Annotated in this window: 20 protein-coding genes; 18 read left to right on the top strand and 2 right to left on the bottom strand. The window is 42.7% G+C overall.

Annotation, left to right across the window (positions count from 1 at the left end; genetic code table 11):
- Positions 1 to 30: 30 nt before the first annotated feature.
- From A3M5_RS0111715 to A3M5_RS0111630, 18 genes are all read left to right on the top strand, one after another.
- Positions 31 to 324, top strand: a complete 294-nt coding sequence (locus A3M5_RS0111715; protein ID WP_063964643.1) for a YabP/YqfC family sporulation protein — start codon at positions 31 to 33, stop codon at positions 322 to 324.
- Entirely contained in the window at positions 317 to 1444 is a 1128-nt protein-coding gene (locus A3M5_RS0111710) for a sporulation protein YqfD (protein ID WP_018393967.1), read from the top strand. The genes A3M5_RS0111715 and A3M5_RS0111710 overlap by 8 nt, the downstream gene beginning before the upstream one ends.
- A 24-nt stretch (positions 1445 to 1468) precedes the next feature.
- A complete protein-coding gene (locus tag A3M5_RS0111705) occupies positions 1469 to 2458 on the top strand; it encodes a PhoH family protein (RefSeq protein ID WP_018393966.1) in 990 nt (329 codons plus the stop codon).
- The gene (ybeY, locus tag A3M5_RS0111700) at positions 2442 to 2912 is read left to right on the top strand and encodes an rRNA maturation RNase YbeY (RefSeq protein ID WP_018393965.1); all 471 of its coding nucleotides are present in this window, start codon (positions 2442 to 2444) and stop codon (positions 2910 to 2912) included. Before A3M5_RS0111705 ends, ybeY begins: the two co-directional genes overlap by 17 nt.
- Positions 2890 to 3267 (top strand): diacylglycerol kinase family protein, encoded by a 378-nt coding sequence (locus A3M5_RS0111695; RefSeq protein WP_018393964.1) that lies wholly within the window; start codon positions 2890 to 2892, stop codon positions 3265 to 3267. The genes ybeY and A3M5_RS0111695 overlap by 23 nt, the downstream gene beginning before the upstream one ends.
- 14 nt (positions 3268 to 3281) lie before the next feature.
- Entirely contained in the window at positions 3282 to 3680 is a 399-nt protein-coding gene (locus A3M5_RS0111690; protein WP_018393963.1) for a cytidine deaminase, read from the top strand.
- Positions 3673 to 4581 (top strand): GTPase Era, encoded by a 909-nt coding sequence (gene era / locus A3M5_RS0111685; protein WP_018393962.1) that lies wholly within the window; start codon positions 3673 to 3675, stop codon positions 4579 to 4581. The genes A3M5_RS0111690 and era overlap by 8 nt, the downstream gene beginning before the upstream one ends.
- Before the next feature lie 27 nt (positions 4582 to 4608).
- A complete protein-coding gene (gene recO / locus A3M5_RS0111680; protein ID WP_018393961.1) occupies positions 4609 to 5388 on the top strand; it encodes a DNA repair protein RecO in 780 nt (259 codons plus the stop codon).
- Positions 5389 to 5672: 284 nt separating this feature from the next.
- A complete protein-coding gene (gene glyQ, locus A3M5_RS0111675) occupies positions 5673 to 6563 on the top strand; it encodes a glycine--tRNA ligase subunit alpha (protein WP_018393960.1) in 891 nt (296 codons plus the stop codon).
- A complete protein-coding gene (gene glyS, locus A3M5_RS0111670) occupies positions 6556 to 8628 on the top strand; it encodes a glycine--tRNA ligase subunit beta (RefSeq protein ID WP_018393959.1) in 2073 nt (690 codons plus the stop codon). Before glyQ ends, glyS begins: the two co-directional genes overlap by 8 nt.
- 95 nt (positions 8629 to 8723) lie before the next feature.
- Positions 8724 to 9359 (top strand): transcriptional regulator CcpN, encoded by a 636-nt coding sequence (gene ccpN, locus A3M5_RS0111665; protein WP_193568153.1) that lies wholly within the window; start codon positions 8724 to 8726, stop codon positions 9357 to 9359.
- Positions 9360 to 9380: 21 nt separating this feature from the next.
- Complete coding sequence (locus A3M5_RS0111660; protein WP_018393957.1) at positions 9381 to 10190, top strand: pyruvate, water dikinase regulatory protein; 810 nt, start codon at positions 9381 to 9383, stop codon at positions 10188 to 10190.
- 244 nt (positions 10191 to 10434) lie between these two features.
- Positions 10435 to 12252 (top strand): DNA primase, encoded by a 1818-nt coding sequence (gene dnaG, locus A3M5_RS0111655; protein ID WP_018393956.1) that lies wholly within the window; start codon positions 10435 to 10437, stop codon positions 12250 to 12252.
- A gap of 35 nt (positions 12253 to 12287) precedes the next feature.
- Positions 12288 to 13409 carry an RNA polymerase sigma factor RpoD gene (gene rpoD / locus A3M5_RS0111650; RefSeq protein WP_018393955.1) on the top strand — a complete coding sequence of 374 codons (1122 nt, stop codon included), beginning with the start codon at positions 12288 to 12290 and terminating at the stop codon, positions 13407 to 13409.
- Positions 13410 to 13517: 108 nt separating this feature from the next.
- Positions 13518 to 14042: a hypothetical protein gene (locus A3M5_RS0111645; RefSeq protein ID WP_018393954.1), complete on the top strand. Its 525-nt coding sequence runs from the start codon at positions 13518 to 13520 to the stop codon at positions 14040 to 14042.
- A gap of 129 nt (positions 14043 to 14171) precedes the next feature.
- Positions 14172 to 14543 (top strand): cytochrome c550, encoded by a 372-nt coding sequence (cccA, locus tag A3M5_RS0111640; protein ID WP_018393953.1) that lies wholly within the window; start codon positions 14172 to 14174, stop codon positions 14541 to 14543.
- Positions 14544 to 14642: 99 nt separating this feature from the next.
- The gene (locus A3M5_RS0111635; protein WP_018393952.1) at positions 14643 to 15359 is read left to right on the top strand and encodes a tRNA (adenine(22)-N(1))-methyltransferase; all 717 of its coding nucleotides are present in this window, start codon (positions 14643 to 14645) and stop codon (positions 15357 to 15359) included.
- A complete protein-coding gene (locus tag A3M5_RS0111630; protein ID WP_018393951.1) occupies positions 15337 to 16455 on the top strand; it encodes a Nif3-like dinuclear metal center hexameric protein in 1119 nt (372 codons plus the stop codon). The genes A3M5_RS0111635 and A3M5_RS0111630 overlap by 23 nt, the downstream gene beginning before the upstream one ends.
- Before the next feature lie 35 nt (positions 16456 to 16490).
- Here the strand turns inward: A3M5_RS0111630 and A3M5_RS0111625 are convergent, their stop codons facing one another.
- Both A3M5_RS0111625 and vrrA read right to left on the bottom strand, forming a co-directional pair.
- Positions 16491 to 17447 (bottom strand): 4-hydroxy-3-methylbut-2-enyl diphosphate reductase, encoded by a 957-nt coding sequence (locus A3M5_RS0111625; protein ID WP_018393950.1) that lies wholly within the window; start codon positions 17445 to 17447, stop codon positions 16491 to 16493.
- A 64-nt stretch (positions 17448 to 17511) separates the two neighbouring features.
- Positions 17512 to 17874, bottom strand: coding sequence for a VrrA/YqfQ family protein (gene vrrA, locus A3M5_RS23785; protein ID WP_026221695.1), 363 nt, complete (start codon positions 17872 to 17874; stop codon positions 17512 to 17514).
- Positions 17875 to 17933 lie beyond the last annotated feature (59 nt).

The following is a 17933-nucleotide window of genomic DNA, read 5'->3' as shown; positions in this document are numbered from 1 at the left end:
CATATGAAAAAGAAAGGGGCGTTTGTTTTTATGAAAAAAAGAGAAGGGGCGGCATTTATCAGTAAATTGGCAGGACTGCCTGCTGATGCAGCCGGAGGAGTACCGCGTATCACGATCATTGGAAGCACTCAAATTGCGATTCAATATCCAGAACGGCTTGAACAATTTACAGAACAGGATGTCCGCATACAGTTGCCTGGATCAACTCTTCACATAAAAGGGAAATCACTTGAAGTAAAAGAATTAATGCCGGAAGAAATCCTCGTCGAAGGAACGATGACAAATATACAACTAGAAATGAAACAGGGTCATCGCTTTGGCTAATCTTTTTTTATCCGGTGGAGTGACTGTTATCGTCTCCGGCCCGGATGCTTCATTATTACCCGGCAGGCTGCATGAGCGTGGCGCTATACTTGTGCACATTAAATATGAAAAAAAGAATGTCATTCGTTTTCAAATGCGGGTTCGAGAACTTGGACTGCTACGAAAAGAAGCGCGTCAATTCAATGGAACCATTCGTTTGGAAAAAGGAACGGGCTTGCCTTTTTTAATGCAGCGTGCAATTCAAAATTATCCTTTCGTTTTAACGAGCATCTGTTTCTTTTTCATTATCATTTTGCTTTCAGCGATGATCATCCGTATTGATGTCACAGGAGCGGATACGCAGACGGAAAAGTTGATTCGGACATTTTTAAAACAGGAGGGCATTCGTGAAGGAGCTATCCGATTTGATCAGATCAACGAACAAGAACTTAAACAACGCGCCCTGTTACAAGTGCCAGGTGTCACGAGATTTTCGCTGAAAAAGAGCGGTGTTGTGTACAAAGTAGATGTGTCAGCCAGCAGCCCGGAAAAAGAAACGGTTTCTAGCCGCCACCATTTAAGAGCGTCAAAAGCTGGTGTCATTCATGATTTGTTTGTGGAGCACGGCTTGTCGAAAGTACGTCGAAGTGAATTTGTTGAAAAAGGAGACCGGCTTGTGACCGGCACGAAAAAAAATCCAGCACGTGGCACTGTTATAGCAGAAACATGGTATAAAGCAACCGTGACGATGGTGAATGATTCAATGCAGACGAGAAGCAGCAAAAAAAGACTAACTGTATATGCATCGTTACGAGATAAAGAATATGCCCTCTGGACACCAGCATCGTTGCGCGAACCATTTCAGTCGGAAGAATACGTGTATCAATTTCATTTTTTCTCGTATATGCTGCCATTTTCTTTCCGCACAGTGACCGACTATGAATTGAAAAAAGTAAACACGATTGAGACAGCGGACGAAATGGAAAAGAGAGCAATTCAAACAGCAAGGACACAGTTAATGGCCAGGCTTCCGGAAAAGGCGCACATTCAAGGCGAAAACGTTTTACAGAAGCGGGTTGGGAATGGTAAAGTAAAGATGATTATACACTTCCAAGTACTTGAAAATATTGCAACTAACTAACCTGTCAACGAAGGAGACTGAGGAATGCAGGAAGAATTGAAGTCAGCATCCGTCGCTCTAGGCGACCAAAACGAAGCAGTATTATTATTTGGGGTATCCGACCGTAATTTAACGATTATGGAAGAAGAGTTTCATGTCTCCATCGTCACACGTGGTGAAGCGGTTCATTTAACAGGACCGGCAAATAACGTGGAAAAAGCCCGTATTGTGGTTGAACAGCTGCTTGCTGTCATTCGCAAGCAAATTAACATTAGTGAACGCGATGTCATCAACGCTGTGCAAATGGCCAAAAATGGCACGATTGAATATCTGAATGAATTGTATGAAGAAGAAATTACTAAAAATGCAAAAGGCAAATCGATTCGTATTAAAACGCTTGGACAGCGCGATTATATTGAAGCGATCCGTAGTACAGATCTCGTATTCGGCATCGGGCCTGCAGGTACTGGAAAAACGTACTTGGCGGTCGTTATGGCTGTCCGTGCGCTCAAAAACAGTCGTGTCAAGCGAATCATTTTAACACGTCCAGCTGTTGAAGCAGGTGAAAGCCTTGGTTTTTTACCAGGTGATTTGAAAGAAAAAGTTGATCCATATTTACGACCTCTCTATGATGCACTGCATGACGTTCTTGGTGCGGAACATACGGATCGGATGATTGAACGCGGTACGATTGAAATTGCGCCTCTTGCCTATATGCGCGGCCGGACGCTTGATGATGCATTCGTCATTTTGGACGAAGCACAAAACACGACGAATGCTCAGATGAAAATGTTTTTGACGCGTCTTGGATTCGGTTCGAAAATGGTCATTAATGGCGATCAAACGCAAATTGATTTGCCAAAAGGCGCGGTATCCGGACTCGTTGCAGCAGAACGTATTTTAGAAAATACGAGCGGCATCTCATTTATTTATCTTAATCAAAGCGATGTTGTCCGTCATCCACTCGTCGCAAAAGTCATTAATGCGTATGAAAAAGCGGAAAAAGGGGATGGAAAAAATGCTGCTCGACGTTGATTTTTTGGATGAAACGAATAGTCTCGATGAAGAAACGAGCAAGCTGTCAGAAAAATTACTCCAGTTTTCCGCCAAACAAGAAAACATTCCGAACGGCAGTGAAGTGTCGGTGACATTTGTGACGAATAACCGCATTCAAGAGATCAACCGAGAGTATCGCGATAAAGACGTGCCGACTGATGTTCTGTCCTTCGCACTCGAAGAAGTGGGTGAAGATGAAGTAGCGATCACCGGTGGGGACATGCCGCGTATCCTCGGTGACATTATCATTTCGGTTGAACGGGCAAAAGAGCAAGCAGAAGACTACGGTCATTCATTTGAGCGGGAGCTTGGCTTTTTAACGGTTCACGGATTTCTTCATCTGCTCGGGTACGATCATATGACAGAAGAAGATGAAAAAGAAATGTTTGGCCGGCAAAAAGAGATTCTTGATGCGTTTGGACTTGAAAGATAGACGAACCTTCAGCGCTGGCCGGCTCATGTCTTCATTCCGGTTTGCCGGCAACGGACTGAAACTGGCTTTTCTGGAGCCGAATATGCGTATTCATTTTGCTGCCGGTACTATTGTATCGGCAGCCGGTTTTATTTTTTCGCTCACACGTTTGGAATGGTGTATCATTATTGGCGTGATTGCAGGAATGATGGCGCTTGAAATCGTCAATACAGCGATTGAAAAAGCAGTCGACCTCGTTACGAAAGAGTATAAGCCGCTAGCCGGCATGGCAAAGGATCTTGCTGCCGGCGCTGTGCTGTTGTATGCTTGTGCAGCGGTTATCATCGGACTGATCATTTTTATCCCAAAATTATAAAAGAGGTGAATAATATGGATCAGTATGTATTGATTGAAGAAGCGAAAAAAGCGCGCGAACTCGCATATGCTCCATATTCGAAATTTAAAGTAGGCGCAGCACTGCTTTCCAAAGACGGCCGCATTTTTGGCGGCTGTAACATTGAAAATGCAGCATATAGTGTTGTCAACTGTGCGGAGCGTACGGCGATTTTTAAAGCATGGTCAGAAGGTGTTACAAACTACACAGCGATTGCGGTTATAGCCGATACGAAACGGCCGGTACCGCCATGTGGTGCATGTCGTCAAGTAATCGCGGAGCTTTGTCCACCTGATATGAAAGTCATTTTAACTAATTTAGAAGGCGACGTGCAGACGATTACCGTAACGGAACTTCTGCCGGGTGCCTTTTCACCGGAGGATTTAAATGGGTAATACAACGTATAAATCAGGGTTTATTTCTATTATTGGCCGGCCTAATGTCGGTAAGTCAACATTTTTAAACCGCGTCATCGGTCAAAAAATTGCTATTATGAGTGATAAACCACAAACAACACGCAACAAAATACAGGGTGTTTACACAACAGATGATTCACAAATGATCTTTATCGACACACCGGGCATTCATAAACCGAAGCATAAGCTCGGCGATTTTATGATGAAAACAGCAACAAACACGTTAAAAGAAGTCGATCTCATCTTATTTATGATTAATGCAGAAGAAGGATTTGGACGCGGTGATGAATTTATTATTGAGAAATTGAAAGAGATAAAAACACCAATCTTTCTAGTCATCAATAAAATTGACCGTATTCATCCAGATCAGCTCATGCTCTTAATTGATCAATATAAGGATTTATTGGAATTTACAGAAGTGGTACCAATTTCAGCGCTGGAAGGGAATAATGTTGACCGGCTGCTTGAGCAAATTGAAAAGCTTCTTCCAGAAGGACCACAATATTATCCGGCCGATCAGGTCACAGATCACCCAGAACGGTTTATTGTGTCAGAACTGATCCGTGAAAAAGTGCTTCATTTAACGCGTGAAGAAGTGCCACACTCGATTGCGGTTGCCATTGATAAAATTGCGAAGCGTGACGGCAAAGATATGATTGATGTGATGGCGACAATTATTGTTGAGCGGGATTCGCAAAAAGGCATTGTCATCGGACGCGGAGGCGCTTTGTTGAAAGAAGTGGGCAAACGATCACGACATGATATTGAAAATTTGCTAGGATCAAAAGTGTTTCTTGAACTGTGGGTAAAAGTGCAGAAAGACTGGCGAAATAAAGCGTCTAATTTGCGTGAGTTAGGCTTTAAAGAAGACGAGTATTAAGTTACTCTGCATAAGGGGTTTGGGGCTGTGCTTGAGAAATTAGAGGGCATTGTGCTAAGAACGAATGATTACGGTGAAACGAATAAAATTGTCACAATGTTTACGCGTGAAAAAGGAAAGAAAGCAGCAGTGGCAAGAGGCGCCAAAAAGACAAATAGCCGATTATCTGGTGTGACGCAGCCATTTACACATGGTATTTTTCTCATACAAGGAAGCCGCGGACTCGGAACGATGCAGCAAGGAGAAGCTCTGTCGTCCATGCGTTACATACGTGAAGATTTAATGAAAACGGCGTACGCTGCATATATCGTTGAAATGACAGATCGAACGACAGAAGACGGTGAAATAAATCTGCCTTTGTTCAATTTGTTGCAAAAAAGCCTTGAATATATAAATGAAGGTGCTGATGCGGCGATTGTGACAAACATTTTTGAAATGAAAATGCTCTCGCAAGTTGGACTGCGACCCGAACTATCTTCGTGCGTTGTCTGTGGAGAAACGGAAGGCAAGTTCGGCTTTTCAATCCGTGAAAACGGTCTGATTTGCCACCGGTGCAAAGAACAGGACCTGCACTTTTTACCGTTGTCTCCAGCGTCCATCCGCCTGCTGCGTTTATTTTACTTTTTCGATCTTGAACGTCTTGGCAATATTGATGTAAAAGAGTCGACGAAAAAAGAACTACGAGCCGTGATTTCGATGTATTACGATGAATACGCTGGTCTGTATTTGAAATCACGCCGTTTTCTGGAGCAGATGGAGCGGTTTGATTACAATTTTCAAGCAAAAGAAGAAACGAATGATGATTGACAAAACATCCATTATGCATTACGTTTTAAATAGACAAAAGAAATAATAACTGCGACGATGGAAAAAGTATGCGATGTACTCTTTTAAAAGCGAGCCCAGGGTAGTGTGAGCCGGGTAAAAGAACAGCGTGGAAAGGCACTCCGGAGCGGATTAACTTTAAAAAAAGCGGCCAAATTAAAGGCAAGTAGGGTGGAACCGCGGGTATATATAGCCCGTCCCTATGTACAAGAGACTGTTGTACATAGGGACGGGCTTTTTGATGCAGAAAAAAGGAGGAAGTAGACATGAATATTCAAGATATGATTTTAACGCTGCAAAAGCATTGGTCTGACCAAGGCTGTATTTTAATGCAAGCGTATGATGTAGAAAAAGGAGCAGGAACGATGAGTCCGTATACATTTTTACGGGCAATTGGACCGGAGCCTTGGAATGTAGCCTATGTTGAACCAAGCCGTCGTCCGGCAGATGGGCGTTATGGTGAAAATCCAAACCGCCTTTATCAGCATCACCAGTTCCAGGTGATCATGAAGCCGTCGCCAGATAATATTCAAGAATTGTATCTTGATTCGTTAAAAGCGCTCGGAATCGATCCGCTTGAGCATGATATCCGATTCGTTGAAGATAACTGGGAAAATCCATCATTAGGATGTGCGGGACTAGGCTGGGAAGTATGGCTGGATGGAATGGAAATTACACAGTTTACGTATTTTCAGCAAGTAGGCGGTCTCGAGTGCAAACCGGTATCCGTTGAAATTACATATGGTATCGAACGTCTCGCTTCGTACATTCAAGAAAAAGAAAATGTATTTGAATTGGAATGGACAAATGGATTTACCATTCATGATATTTTTTATCAGCCGGAATTTGAGCATTCTAAATATACATTTGAAACGTCTAATGTAGATATGTTATTTAACTTATTTGGCGTATACGAAAAAGAAGCAAAGCGCCAGATGGATGAAGGACTCGTTCATCCAGCATACGACTACGTGCTGAAATGTTCGCACGTCTTTAACTTACTCGATGCGCGCGGCGCTATTTCCGTCACAGAGCGCACTGCTTACATCGGGCGGATGCGTAATCTTGCTCGTCAAGTTGCCAAAACATTTTATGATGAGCGAGAAAAATTAGGCTTCCCGATTTTGAAACAGAAAGGAATGACTGATCATGAATAAACAGGATATCTTGCTCGAAATTGGATTGGAAGAAATGCCGGCTCGTTTCGTGACACAGTCAATGAATCAGCTTGGCGAAAAAGTAAGTAAATTTTTAAATGAACAAAATATTGAACATGGTGACGTACTGCTTTACTCCACGCCGCGCCGCCTTGCTGTCATCGTAAAAGATACGGTCGATGCGCAAGCAGATACGAATGAAGAGGCGAAAGGTCCTGCGAAAAAAATTGCCCAATCAGAAAACGGTGAATGGTCAAAAGCCGCTGCTGGTTTTGCGAAAGGCCAGGGGATGTCGGTAGACGATATTTACTTTAAAGAAGTAAATGGCGTTGAATATGCATATGTGAATAAATTTGTGAAAGGACGTTTGACAGCTGAGCTGCTTCCGTCGTTAAAAGACATTGCATTGAGCTTAACATTCGGTAAAAATATGCGTTGGGGCAACAGTGATATTCGCTACGTGCGTCCAATTAAATGGATTGTGGCACTGTTTGGCACGAAAGTTATTCCATTTGAGATGGCCGGTGTGCAAAGTGGAAACGAAACGATAGGTCACCGTTTTCTCGGAACGACTGCAGCCATTGTGGACGCTTCTTCGTATGAAGAGACATTGAAGCAGCAGTTCGTTATTGTCGATCCAATCAAGCGTCGGAACATGATAGTCGAAGGTTTAAAAGAGCTTGAAAAACAAAACAACTGGGTTATTCCAATCGATGACGCTCTTTTGGAAGAAGTGAATAATCTCGTTGAATATCCGACGGCTTTATCTGGTTCATTTAGCGAAGAATTTCTTGATTTGCCTGAAGAAGTGCTCATTACATCGATGAAAGAACACCAGCGTTACTTCCCAGTGAAAAAGGCGAACGGCACATTGCTTCCTCATTTTGTTACAGTGCGTAACGGAAATGATCATGCTATTGATAAAGTGGCCCGTGGAAATGAAAAAGTATTACGCGCTCGTTTAGCTGATGCAGATTTCTTTTATAAAGAAGATCAAAAAGCCAATATTGATGGTCTTGTGAAAAAGCTTGAAAAAATCGTGTATCACGAAAAAATCGGTACTCTGTCTGAAAAAGTCGCCCGCATTCGCCGCATTTCATCGGCACTTGCCAATTTAACACACGCATCAGAAGAAGTGAAAACATCAACAGACCGTGCTGCGCAAATCTGTAAATTTGACCTTGTGACGCAAATGGTCTATGAGTTCCCGGAACTGCAAGGGATAATGGGAGAAAAATATGCCCGTCAAAAAGGGGAAAAAGAGGATGTAGCCGTTGCTGTGAACGAACATTACAAGCCTCGCTTTGCAGAAGACACGGTTCCATCTACCAAAACAGGTGCGCTTGTCAGTCTAGCAGACAAACTAGACACGATTACGGCATGTTTTGCTGTTGGTATTATTCCAACTGGCTCACAGGATCCATATGCGCTTCGCCGCCAGGCAACTGGAATCGTGCAGACGATGATGGACCATGAATGGCATGTGCCGCTTGCAGACGTGATCGCGGCTGGAGTAAAAGAAGTACTACATGATAGTATCGGCGAGAAAGATGCTTCTACATTGAAAGAAGAAATCATTGCGTTCTTCATGCTTCGTGTGAAACACATTTTACAGGAAAAAGGAATTCGATATGACATCATTGATGCGGTTCTAGCAAAGCGCAGCGGTACGCTAAAGGAAATGGAAGAAGCTGCGTCTGTGTTGATGAGCCATAAAGAAGATGAGGAATTTAAAGAAACGATGGAAGCGCTCAGCCGTGTTGTGAACATTGCGAAAAAAGCGGAAGATGACCAGGGTGTCGATCCGTCTTTCTTTGAAAATGAAGAAGAGAAACAACTGTACAGTGCGTATTCAGATCTGGAAACAGCATGGACAAGAGCTGAATCTATGAGTGCACGATATGAATTACTTGCTGGACTAAAACGATTGATTGAACAATATTTTGACAATACGATGGTGATGGCAGAAGATGCGCAAGTAAAGCAAAACCGCCTTGCATTGATGCGTCGTCTTGCTATGTTCATTCTTGAATTTGCTGATGTTCCGGCTATCATGACGAAATAACACGGCTATCCAGTACTGCCCGATGTATATTTTGCTCAAATAGTATATAATGATAAATAAATCGTATAGCACATTAAGGTTTATTTTGATGGGTGGTGAGGAAAATCGAGTTAAATAAGCGGCAGCAAAAAATATTGGAAATTGTCAAAGGTAACGGTCCAATTACCGGTGAACATATTGCAGAACAACTGAGTTTAACACGTGCAACCCTTCGTCCAGACCTGGCTATTTTAACAATGTCAGGGTTTCTGGATGCTCGTCCGCGCGTTGGCTATTTTTATACAGGAAAGTCCAGTACGCAGCTGTTAACAGAAAAATTAAAGAAACTGACCGTACGTGATTTTCAGGCAGTGCCGGTCGTTGTAAAAGAGCAATCTACGGTGTACGACGCGATCGTGACGATTTTTCTTGAAGATGTTGGCACGCTGTTTGTTGTTGACGATTCAGGCTGTTTGTCTGGTGTTTTGTCGCGCAAAGATTTGCTACGTGCAAGCATTGGCCAGCAGGATCTAAACTCACTTCCAGTAAATATTATTATGACGCGTATGCCGAATATTACGGTATGTAAAAAAGACGATCTAATCCTGGATGTGGCAAAAAACTTGCTTGAAAAGCAGATCGATAGCGTACCAGTTGTCAAAAAAATAGAAAAAGGTTATGAAGTGACCGGACGTATCACGAAAACAATGATCACACGGGCATTTGTCTCATTAACAAATGATGATCATTAACAGGAAGGCGGCAAAAATGACGTGAACGATCCTATTATTTATATTGTGTCTGATTCGGTGGGAGAAACAGCCGAACTTGTAACTAAAGCAGCACTGAGTCAGTTTAGCGGTCCTGCGGTCATTAAACGATTTCCATACGTAGAAGATCTGTCTCACATTGATGAAGTTGTCAGCTTAGCAACAGAAGATCAAGGCATTATTGTGTACACGCTGGTCAAACCGGAAATTCGTCAGTATATGGTGGAGACAGCGGAAGCAGAAAACATTAAAATATTTGATTTGATTGGTCCACTTATGGATCAGCTGGAATCGATGTGTTCAATGGAACCGTTGTATGAACCAGGCCTTGTACGTCGCCTGGATGAAGAATATTTCAAAAAAGTGGATGCAATTGAATTTGCTGTTAAATATGATGATGGACGTGACCCGCGTGGCTTATTGAAAGCTGACATTATTTTAATCGGTGTCTCACGTACGTCAAAAACACCATTGTCACAATTTCTTGCACATAAGCGGGTGAAAGTGGCTAATGTGCCAATTGTGCCGGAAGTCGATCCACCGGAAGAATTGTTCTCTATTCCAAAAGAGAAATGCATCGGTTTAAAGATCAGCCCGGAAAAATTAAATCAAATTCGCAAGGAGCGTCTCATTTCACTAGGTCTTGATGACAATGCGAGCTATGCTGATGTTGAGCGCATTAAAAAAGAACTGTCTTATTTTGAAAATATAGCAGCTCGAATAGGCTGTAACGTTATTGATGTAACGAACAAAGCGGTGGAAGAAACGGCCAATATTATTATGAGCATGTACCGCAGTCGAAAAAGTACATAATCACTCGATTATGTACTTTTCATTTTGACAAAAATGATCTATAATAAAAAATTGTGATAAAAATGTGATTGAAACAGGTTTAGACACCCCTTCAAAAGAATAAACTAACGATGTAAACTCCATTTCGATATGCATGATTTATGCACGGAATGTGTTTTTTAAAACGAACTTTCGTTTGAAAGAAGGATTCTAAACAAGCGTGTAGAATAAATACAAAATACGATTTTACAACTGGTGATAACACATGGCAGGAAGAATTTCTGAAGAAGCGATTCAAGAGATTAAACAGGGAGTTGACATTGCCGATATAATTGGCGATTATGTACAGCTAAAAAAACAGGGCCGCAATTTTTTTGGACTTTGTCCGTTTCATGGAGAAAATTCGCCTTCTTTTTCTGTCTCACCTGAAAAACAGATTTATCATTGCTTTGGGTGTGGTGCAGGGGGGAACGTATTTACTTTTTTAATGGAAATGGATCAAATTCCTTTTCAGGAAGCAGCGGCTAGGCTTGCGGACCGTGTGGGTGTAGTGCTTGACATTTCTGCTTCAGAAAAAAACGATGAATCGTTTAAGTCAAATGAGTATGAAGACTTTCTTGAAGCGCATGCCCTTATGGCAAAATTTTATCGACATCTTTTGTTGAATACAAACGAAGGTGGCGAGGCGCTTCATTATTTGCATGAACGCGGGTTTACAGATGAAGATATTGACCGCTTTCAAATTGGATGGTCGCTGCCTCAGCATGAGTTTAGCCTGAACGTGTTGCAAAAACGTGGCTTTGATCCAGCTCGTATGGAACAGGCCGGGCTTTTGCTGAAAAATGAAGAAACCGGTCGTTATTATGATCGATTTCGCGGACGGATCATGTTTCCGCTCCAGGATGAAAAAGGAAATGTAGTCGGCTTTTCCGGCCGCAGTTTAGGTAACGCGCAGCCAAAGTATTTAAATTCGCCGGAAACAGCGATTTTTCATAAAAGCCGTCTTCTGTATCACTTTCATGCGGCAAAAACAGCGATTAAACGGCAAAAACAGTTTATCCTATTCGAAGGATTTGCGGATGTAATTGCCGCAGTGCGTGCCGGATTTAATCAATCTGTTGCTGTCATGGGTACATCACTTACAGAAGAGCATATCCAAATGTTAAAACGAACATCAGATGAAGCCATTATTTGCTATGACGGCGATAATGCCGGAGTGAATGCGGCTTTTAAAGCAGCACAAATGCTGGATAAGAATGGTGTAACTGTTAATGTAACGCTACTTCCGGACGGTCTTGATCCGGATGAGTTTATTAAGCGAAACGGACCAGAATCATTTACAGCTTATGTAAAAGATGCATCGCTTACATTAATGGCGTTTAAAATGGAATACTTGAAACGTGGGAAAAATTTGCGGGATGAATCACAGAAGTTTCGTTACATTGAAGATGTGCTTGCTGAAATCGCCAGTTTGAAAAAAGCAGTAGAGCGCGATCATTATTTACGCCGGCTTGCCGGTGAGTTTTCACTTTCACTTCAAGCACTGCAGGAGCAGGAGAAAGCATTTTTTCTGAAAAAAAGAGCGGAACGGCCAATACGTCAAGAAGACGGGAAAACAAATATGCTCGTTCAGAAAGCAAGGCCAATGAAGCAATACCCGCGTTATGAAACAGCGGAACGCCGGCTACTGGCCCATATGCTGAAAAGTCCAGACATTGCTGATCACGTTCGGACGATGCTTCAAGGAGAACCGTTTACAATGGATGAGCACCAGGCACTTTTTACGTACCTTTTAGGGTATTATGAACAAGCAAACGCGCCGGACACAGCTTCTTTTTTGACGGTGCTGCCAGATGATCAATTACGCCGGCTAGCCGTTGACATCAGCTTGATGACAGTGAGTGGTGAGCCTAGTGAAGAAGAACTAATGGATTACGTTAAAGAAATCAATAAACAGCGTCGCCGCTTTAAGATTGAAGAGAAGAAAAGAGAGCGGGATGAAGCTGAAAAACGGCATGATTATGTAGGTGCTGCGCATATTTTGAGTGAAATTATCGCACTCGAAAAATTGCTTTCCCGTTAAATGTGACGGCCAGGATGTTGGAAGGAGGGGGACTCATGACTGAAAAGTCAACACGTTCCAAAGAAGCTGAATTAACACTTGATAAAGCAAAAGAACTTATTATTGAAACTGGTAAAAAACGCGGTGAATTAACATATAATTATGTGGCGGATAAACTTGCTTCGTTTGAAGTAGACTCCGGCCAGATTGATGAATTTTACGAGTCGCTTACAGAACAAGGAATCGAACTGGTTGAGGAAGACAGTAACGAAAGCGATCCGAATGTTCAAGAGCTTGAAAAAGAAAGTGAAGAGTTCGATTTAAATGATTTAAGTGTCCCGCCAGGTGTGAAAATTAATGATCCGGTCCGCATGTACTTGAAAGAAATTGGCCGCGTCGATTTGTTATCTGCTCAGGAAGAAATTGAGCTTGCTCACCGCATTGAAGAAGGCGATGAGGAAGCGAAGCGCCGTCTTGCAGAAGCAAATCTACGTCTCGTTGTCAGTATTGCTAAACGCTATGTTGGCCGCGGCATGCTGTTCCTTGACTTGATCCAAGAAGGCAACATGGGGTTAATTAAAGCAGTTGAAAAATTCGACTATCGTAAAGGATTTAAATTCAGTACGTATGCAACATGGTGGATTCGTCAAGCCATCACACGTGCGATTGCTGATCAGGCACGGACGATTCGTATTCCCGTTCATATGGTGGAAACGATTAATAAATTGATCCGTGTTCAGCGCCAGCTATTACAAGATCTCGGCCGTGAACCAGTACCGGAAGAAATTGCGGAAGAAATGGATCTAACCCCAGAAAAAGTCCGGGAAATTTTAAAAATTGCTCAGGAACCGGTATCACTTGAAACGCCAATCGGTGAAGAAGACGATTCGCATCTTGGCGACTTTATTGAAGATCAGGAAGCAACGTCTCCTTCTGAGCATGCAGCATACGAATTGTTAAAAGAACAGCTTGAAGATGTCCTAGACACATTAACAGATCGTGAAGAAAATGTCCTTCGTCTTCGTTTTGGTCTTGATGATGGACGTACACGTACACTTGAAGAAGTAGGCAAAGTATTTGGTGTTACGCGCGAGCGAATTCGTCAGATTGAAGCAAAAGCACTTCGTAAACTACGCCACCCAAGCCGCAGTAAACGGCTAAAAGATTTTCTTGAATAAGTGAGCAGCCGGGGTCCCACACCCGGCTTATTTTATATATATTTAGAAAAAAAGAAGGACATTCCTCTTCTGTCACGAATGTTACTTAGGGTTGAGGTGTGTCACAAAATGAAAAAAGAAATTATTATTAACGAGATATTAATTTGGAAAGAAAACAATATGCTACCACCGCATTATTGCGATTATTTGTTGGCTTTGTACACACAAGGTGAAGATTTTACAGAATCAGGCCGGCGGGCAAAAAGACAGCGTATTCATTTGACGTCTGCAGTGCTGGCGATTATGCTTCTGCCAATTTCTATATTTGTCCTTTATTTTACGGAATTTTCATTCATTTTGCAAACAGTAGTTTTGACAAGTTTTGTCGGATTTCTGTTATTACTGGCAATTTACTTTTCACGTAAAAAAATATTGGTTCCAGTATTTTTTTTAGGAGCGGCTGTTATGCTTTTGCTTCTGTCCCTGGAACTGAACACATATTTCTTTAATGGAAATCCGTTTACACTATATGGCATCTTATTTTTGAATTGTCTTCTCTGGCTGTATACAGGAATGAAGCTGAGGCTTATTTATTTTACGGTTTCTGCTCTGCTTGGTTTTGTTGTTATTCTTTATTTCGTATTTAAGGGATGAAATGTGTCTAATTTGCAACGGTCAGAAAAAATCTTTAGCATAAGCCTTTTCGCCAATCAATTTTTCAAGTAAAATAGAATGTGTTTGTACTTTTTAAATTTGATGTATACATAAAGGGAGGGGAAACAAATGAAACGTAATCCGATTATTCCATTTTGGCTGATTATGGTATTCGGCATTGGCTTGATGTTCTTCTTGTCACTCGAAGGGATTGACAATGCGAAAGAAATGGCCGAAGAAGAGAACCCGTCAGCAGAGCCAGGTAATGTAGCTGAAGGTGGAGAATTTGATCCGGAAGGTCATTATAAGTCTTCATGTATCGGTTGTCATGGCAGCAGTTATGAAGGCGGCGCAGGTCCTTCTCTTGTAGGAGTTGGCGAAAGACATTCTCAGGAAGAAATTCAGGACATCGTTGTAAACGGTAAAGGTGCAATGCCACCGGGACTTGTTCCAGCTGAAAATGCGGAAGCAATGGCTGCATGGTTAGCTGAAATTAAATAATAATGAAAAAGAGGTCTTTGCATCCTGCGAAGACCTTTTTTTTATCATGAATATGGTAAAATGAACGAGATTGAATAAAAAAAAGCGGTGAACATACTGATGAACAGCAATCAATTATCCAAAAGGTTAGAAACAGTGGCATCATTTATCCGTCCGGCTAAAACATTTGCCGATATCGGATCGGATCATGCGTATTTGCCGTGTTATGCCGTAAAGAAAGGCATCGTCACGCGTGCGGTAGCTGGTGAAGTAGTAGAAGGTCCTTTTCAATCTGCGAAGCGTCAGGTAGCCTCTGTTGGTCTTTCAGCGCATATTGACGTACGAAAAGGCAGTGGACTTGCTGTATTAAAAGCTGGTGAGGTGGAATGTATTACAATCGCCGGAATGGGCGGTCCGCTCATTGCCTCTATTTTAAAAGAGGGTGCTGACAAACTCTCCGGTGTCAAAAAGCTCGTGCTTCAGCCGAATATTGCCGCTCACTCGGTTCGAACTTGGCTTAATTCGAACGGCTGGATTATTGAAGACGAAGCCATTTTAGAAGAAGATGGCCAGCTGTATGAGGTGATTAGCAGCGTTTTAGGAGCGGGGAAAAAGCTGACAGAAAAAGAACTGTACTTTGGTCCGTATTTAATGAATAGCCAGAACGAAGCGTTTCGGCTGAAGTGGCAGCGTGAGCTTACTCAAATTGACCAAGTACTGACGCAGTTATCTAGTGCAAAAGATAGCGAAGGCGCTGCCCGCAAGAGACAGGAAATAATCAAAAAAAGACAATGGATAAAGGATGTGATGAACGATGAAAATACCGAACGGTCATGAGATTATTCAGCTGTTTGAACAATTTTCACCGAAATCCTATGCCATGGAAGGCGACAAAATCGGCTTGCAGGTCGGCCGTCTTAATAAACCATGCAAACGAGTGATGATTGCGCTTGACGTTCTCGAAAGTGTCGTTGATGAAGCGATTAAAGAGCAGGTTGATTTAATTATTGCGCATCACCCGATCATTTACCGGCCGCTTGGAGCAATAGTGACGGATCAGCCGGCAGGGCGGTTAATTGAAAAGCTCATTAAAAATGATATTGCTGTCTATGCTGCACACACGAATCTTGATGTCGCAGCGGGTGGGGTGAACGATATGCTGGCGAATGCGCTCGGTTTAGAAAAAACAGATATCCTAGTGCCGACGTATAAGGAAGAACTACGCAAGCTCGTTGTTTTTGTGCCAGCTGATCATGCCGAATCAATACGTGAGGCGCTCGGTGCATCCGGCGCTGGATTTATCGGTAACTATAGTCATTGCTCTTTTTCACAAAGCGGCACCGGTCGTTTTCAGGCTGAAGAAGAGGCGACACCGTTTATTGGTGAATCAGGTGGATTAGAACTGGTCTCAGAGGAACGGATTGAAACGATTTATCCAGTCCGTATCGAGAAAAAAGTGTTGACAGCCATGTTTAAGGCACATCCGTATGAAGAGGTGGCCTATGATCTATACCCGCTTTATAATAAAGGTGAATCGCTCGGCCTTGGCCGCATTGGCTATTTGCCGGAAGCGATGACGCTGGAACAATTTGCCCGTCACACGAAAGAAAAATTGGAATCTGGCGGTGTACGTGTTGTCGGTGATTTGACTCGTTCTGTTAAAAAAGTGGCAGTCCTTGGCGGCGATGGGAATAAATACTGGCAGGATGCAAAAAGGCGTGGGGCGGATGTGTATGTAACCGGGGACTTCTATTATCATACAGCGCATGATGCCGATGCAGAAGGATTGGCCATTGTAGACCCCGGGCACAATGTAGAAAAAATTATGAAAAATGGAACGGCTGCTGTATTAAAAGAAAAAGCGACACAGCAAAAGTATGATGTAACGTTTATTTCGTCAACGACACAGACAGACCCGTTTCAATTTGTATAAAGAAAAAGCAGATCCGGTCGTGCGGATCTGCTTTTTTAACGTGAGGTTAAAGTAGACTTTTTTACTTTAGGTAAAATTTTATTTAGCGGTACTTTTTGTTCACGTACCCATGTTGATTCGTCTTCTGGATCAAATGCTTCTAAAAATTGAATCACTTCTTTAACGATTGGTGTCGGTGTAGAAGCACCGGCTGTCACTGCAACGGTTTTAGCTTCTTTCAGCCAGTCAATTTCGATTTCAGATACATCGGATACGCGATAGGCGGTTGTGCCGGCAATTTCAATCGACACTTGTGCGAGACGGTTTGAGTTGTTGCTTTTCGGGTCGCCGACGACGATAAGTACATCTGCTTCACCAGCCTGCTCGGCTACCGCTTCCTGTCTTACTTGTGTTGCCAAGCAAATTTCTTTATGCATGTCAGCGTGCGGATATTTCGTTTGGATTGCTTCCATAATATCCATCACATCCCATTGACTCATCGTCGTCTGATTCGTGACGATGATTTTATCACAGTCAATCGCAAGCGCATCGACATCTGCTTTATTTTCTACAAGATGAACAATTTCTGGTGCAACACCGACAGCGCCTTCGGGTTCAGGATGCCCTTTTTTGCCGATGTAAATAACGTGATAGCCTTCCCTTTTTTTTGTGCGGATTAAATCATGTGTAACTGTGACATCCGGGCATGTCGCATCAATCGTCGTTAAGTTTTTTTGACGGGCGATTTCGCGCACTTCCGGTGATACGCCATGTGCGGTATAAATAATGGTTCCTTCTGTGACCTGTTCAATAATTTCTTTTCGGTTTTTCCCATCCAATGTAATAATGTCTTCTGCTTCAAATGCATCAGTGACATGCTTGTTATGAACGATCATACCAAGAATATAAATGGGTCGTGGAAGTGTTTTATCGAGAGCGGCGTTGCGGGCAATGACCATCGCATCAACGACACCGTAACAATAACCGCGTGGTGAAATTTTAATAATTTTCATATAATAGGCCCTCCTCATTCTTCTCTTCTCTATTATAAAGGAGGAAGACCTGAAAACAAAGTAATCAACTAATTCGTCCCGGAAACCATGGTGTTGACTCGGATGTTTTGAGAGGTTCTTTTTTGACCGGTATTGAAAATTCTGAAGGCTCTGGGCTGCGTTCATCACGATCCGGTGTCGAATTCACGGCACGGTAAAGTTTCCACATGGATGGCAAATTTTTCATGAGCGGGCCGTATTGTTCAATAAGCGGCCTCATTTGTTCAGCCGCTGCCATCACCTGGCGAGCTTGTTCCATCCAGTTGCCAGACTTTAGAGCTGATGCAGCTGATGCAATGGATGCCGCACGTGCAGGTGGGGCAGGTGGGGCAGGCGGATATGGGTAATAAAAACGACGGCCTATGTTTGGAGCATGTCGGTACAGCAAAACTGTCACCCTTTCCTTTTTCTCTATCGTATTCAATAAATGGACGGGTGGTGAGTAAA

Origin of the sequence: Bacillus sp. 37MA (assembly GCF_000372765.1) — a bacterium.
Classification (GTDB): Bacteria; Bacillota; Bacilli; order Bacillales; family Domibacillaceae; genus Domibacillus; species Domibacillus aminovorans.
The sequence above is the reverse complement of the archived record's forward strand: the minus strand, read 5'-3'. Positions and strand labels throughout refer to the sequence as shown.

Excerpts from the sequence above, each read along its gene's own strand:
- rpoD (WP_018393955.1), top strand. The coding sequence starts at position 12,288 with ATGACTGAAAAGTCAACACGTTCCAAAGAAGCTGAATTAACACTTGAT.
- dnaG (WP_018393956.1), top strand. The coding sequence starts at position 10,435 with ATGGCAGGAAGAATTTCTGAAGAAGCGATTCAAGAGATTAAACAGGGA.
- A3M5_RS0111630 (WP_018393951.1), top strand. The coding sequence starts at position 15,337 with ATGAAAATACCGAACGGTCATGAGATTATTCAGCTGTTTGAACAATTT.
- A3M5_RS0111635 (WP_018393952.1), top strand. The coding sequence starts at position 14,643 with ATGAACAGCAATCAATTATCCAAAAGGTTAGAAACAGTGGCATCATTT.
- A3M5_RS0111645 (WP_018393954.1), top strand. The coding sequence starts at position 13,518 with ATGAAAAAAGAAATTATTATTAACGAGATATTAATTTGGAAAGAAAAC.
- ybeY (WP_018393965.1), top strand. The coding sequence starts at position 2,442 with ATGCTGCTCGACGTTGATTTTTTGGATGAAACGAATAGTCTCGATGAA.
- glyQ (WP_018393960.1), top strand. The coding sequence starts at position 5,673 with ATGAATATTCAAGATATGATTTTAACGCTGCAAAAGCATTGGTCTGAC.
- A3M5_RS0111715 (WP_063964643.1), top strand. The coding sequence starts at position 31 with ATGAAAAAAAGAGAAGGGGCGGCATTTATCAGTAAATTGGCAGGACTG.
- cccA (WP_018393953.1), top strand. The coding sequence starts at position 14,172 with ATGAAACGTAATCCGATTATTCCATTTTGGCTGATTATGGTATTCGGC.
- era (WP_018393962.1), top strand. The coding sequence starts at position 3,673 with ATGGGTAATACAACGTATAAATCAGGGTTTATTTCTATTATTGGCCGG.
- A3M5_RS0111625 (WP_018393950.1), bottom strand. The coding sequence starts at position 17,447 with ATGAAAATTATTAAAATTTCACCACGCGGTTATTGTTACGGTGTCGTT.
- A3M5_RS0111695 (WP_018393964.1), top strand. The coding sequence starts at position 2,890 with ATGCGTTTGGACTTGAAAGATAGACGAACCTTCAGCGCTGGCCGGCTC.
- A3M5_RS0111705 (WP_018393966.1), top strand. The coding sequence starts at position 1,469 with ATGCAGGAAGAATTGAAGTCAGCATCCGTCGCTCTAGGCGACCAAAAC.
- glyS (WP_018393959.1), top strand. The coding sequence starts at position 6,556 with ATGAATAAACAGGATATCTTGCTCGAAATTGGATTGGAAGAAATGCCG.
- A3M5_RS0111690 (WP_018393963.1), top strand. The coding sequence starts at position 3,282 with ATGGATCAGTATGTATTGATTGAAGAAGCGAAAAAAGCGCGCGAACTC.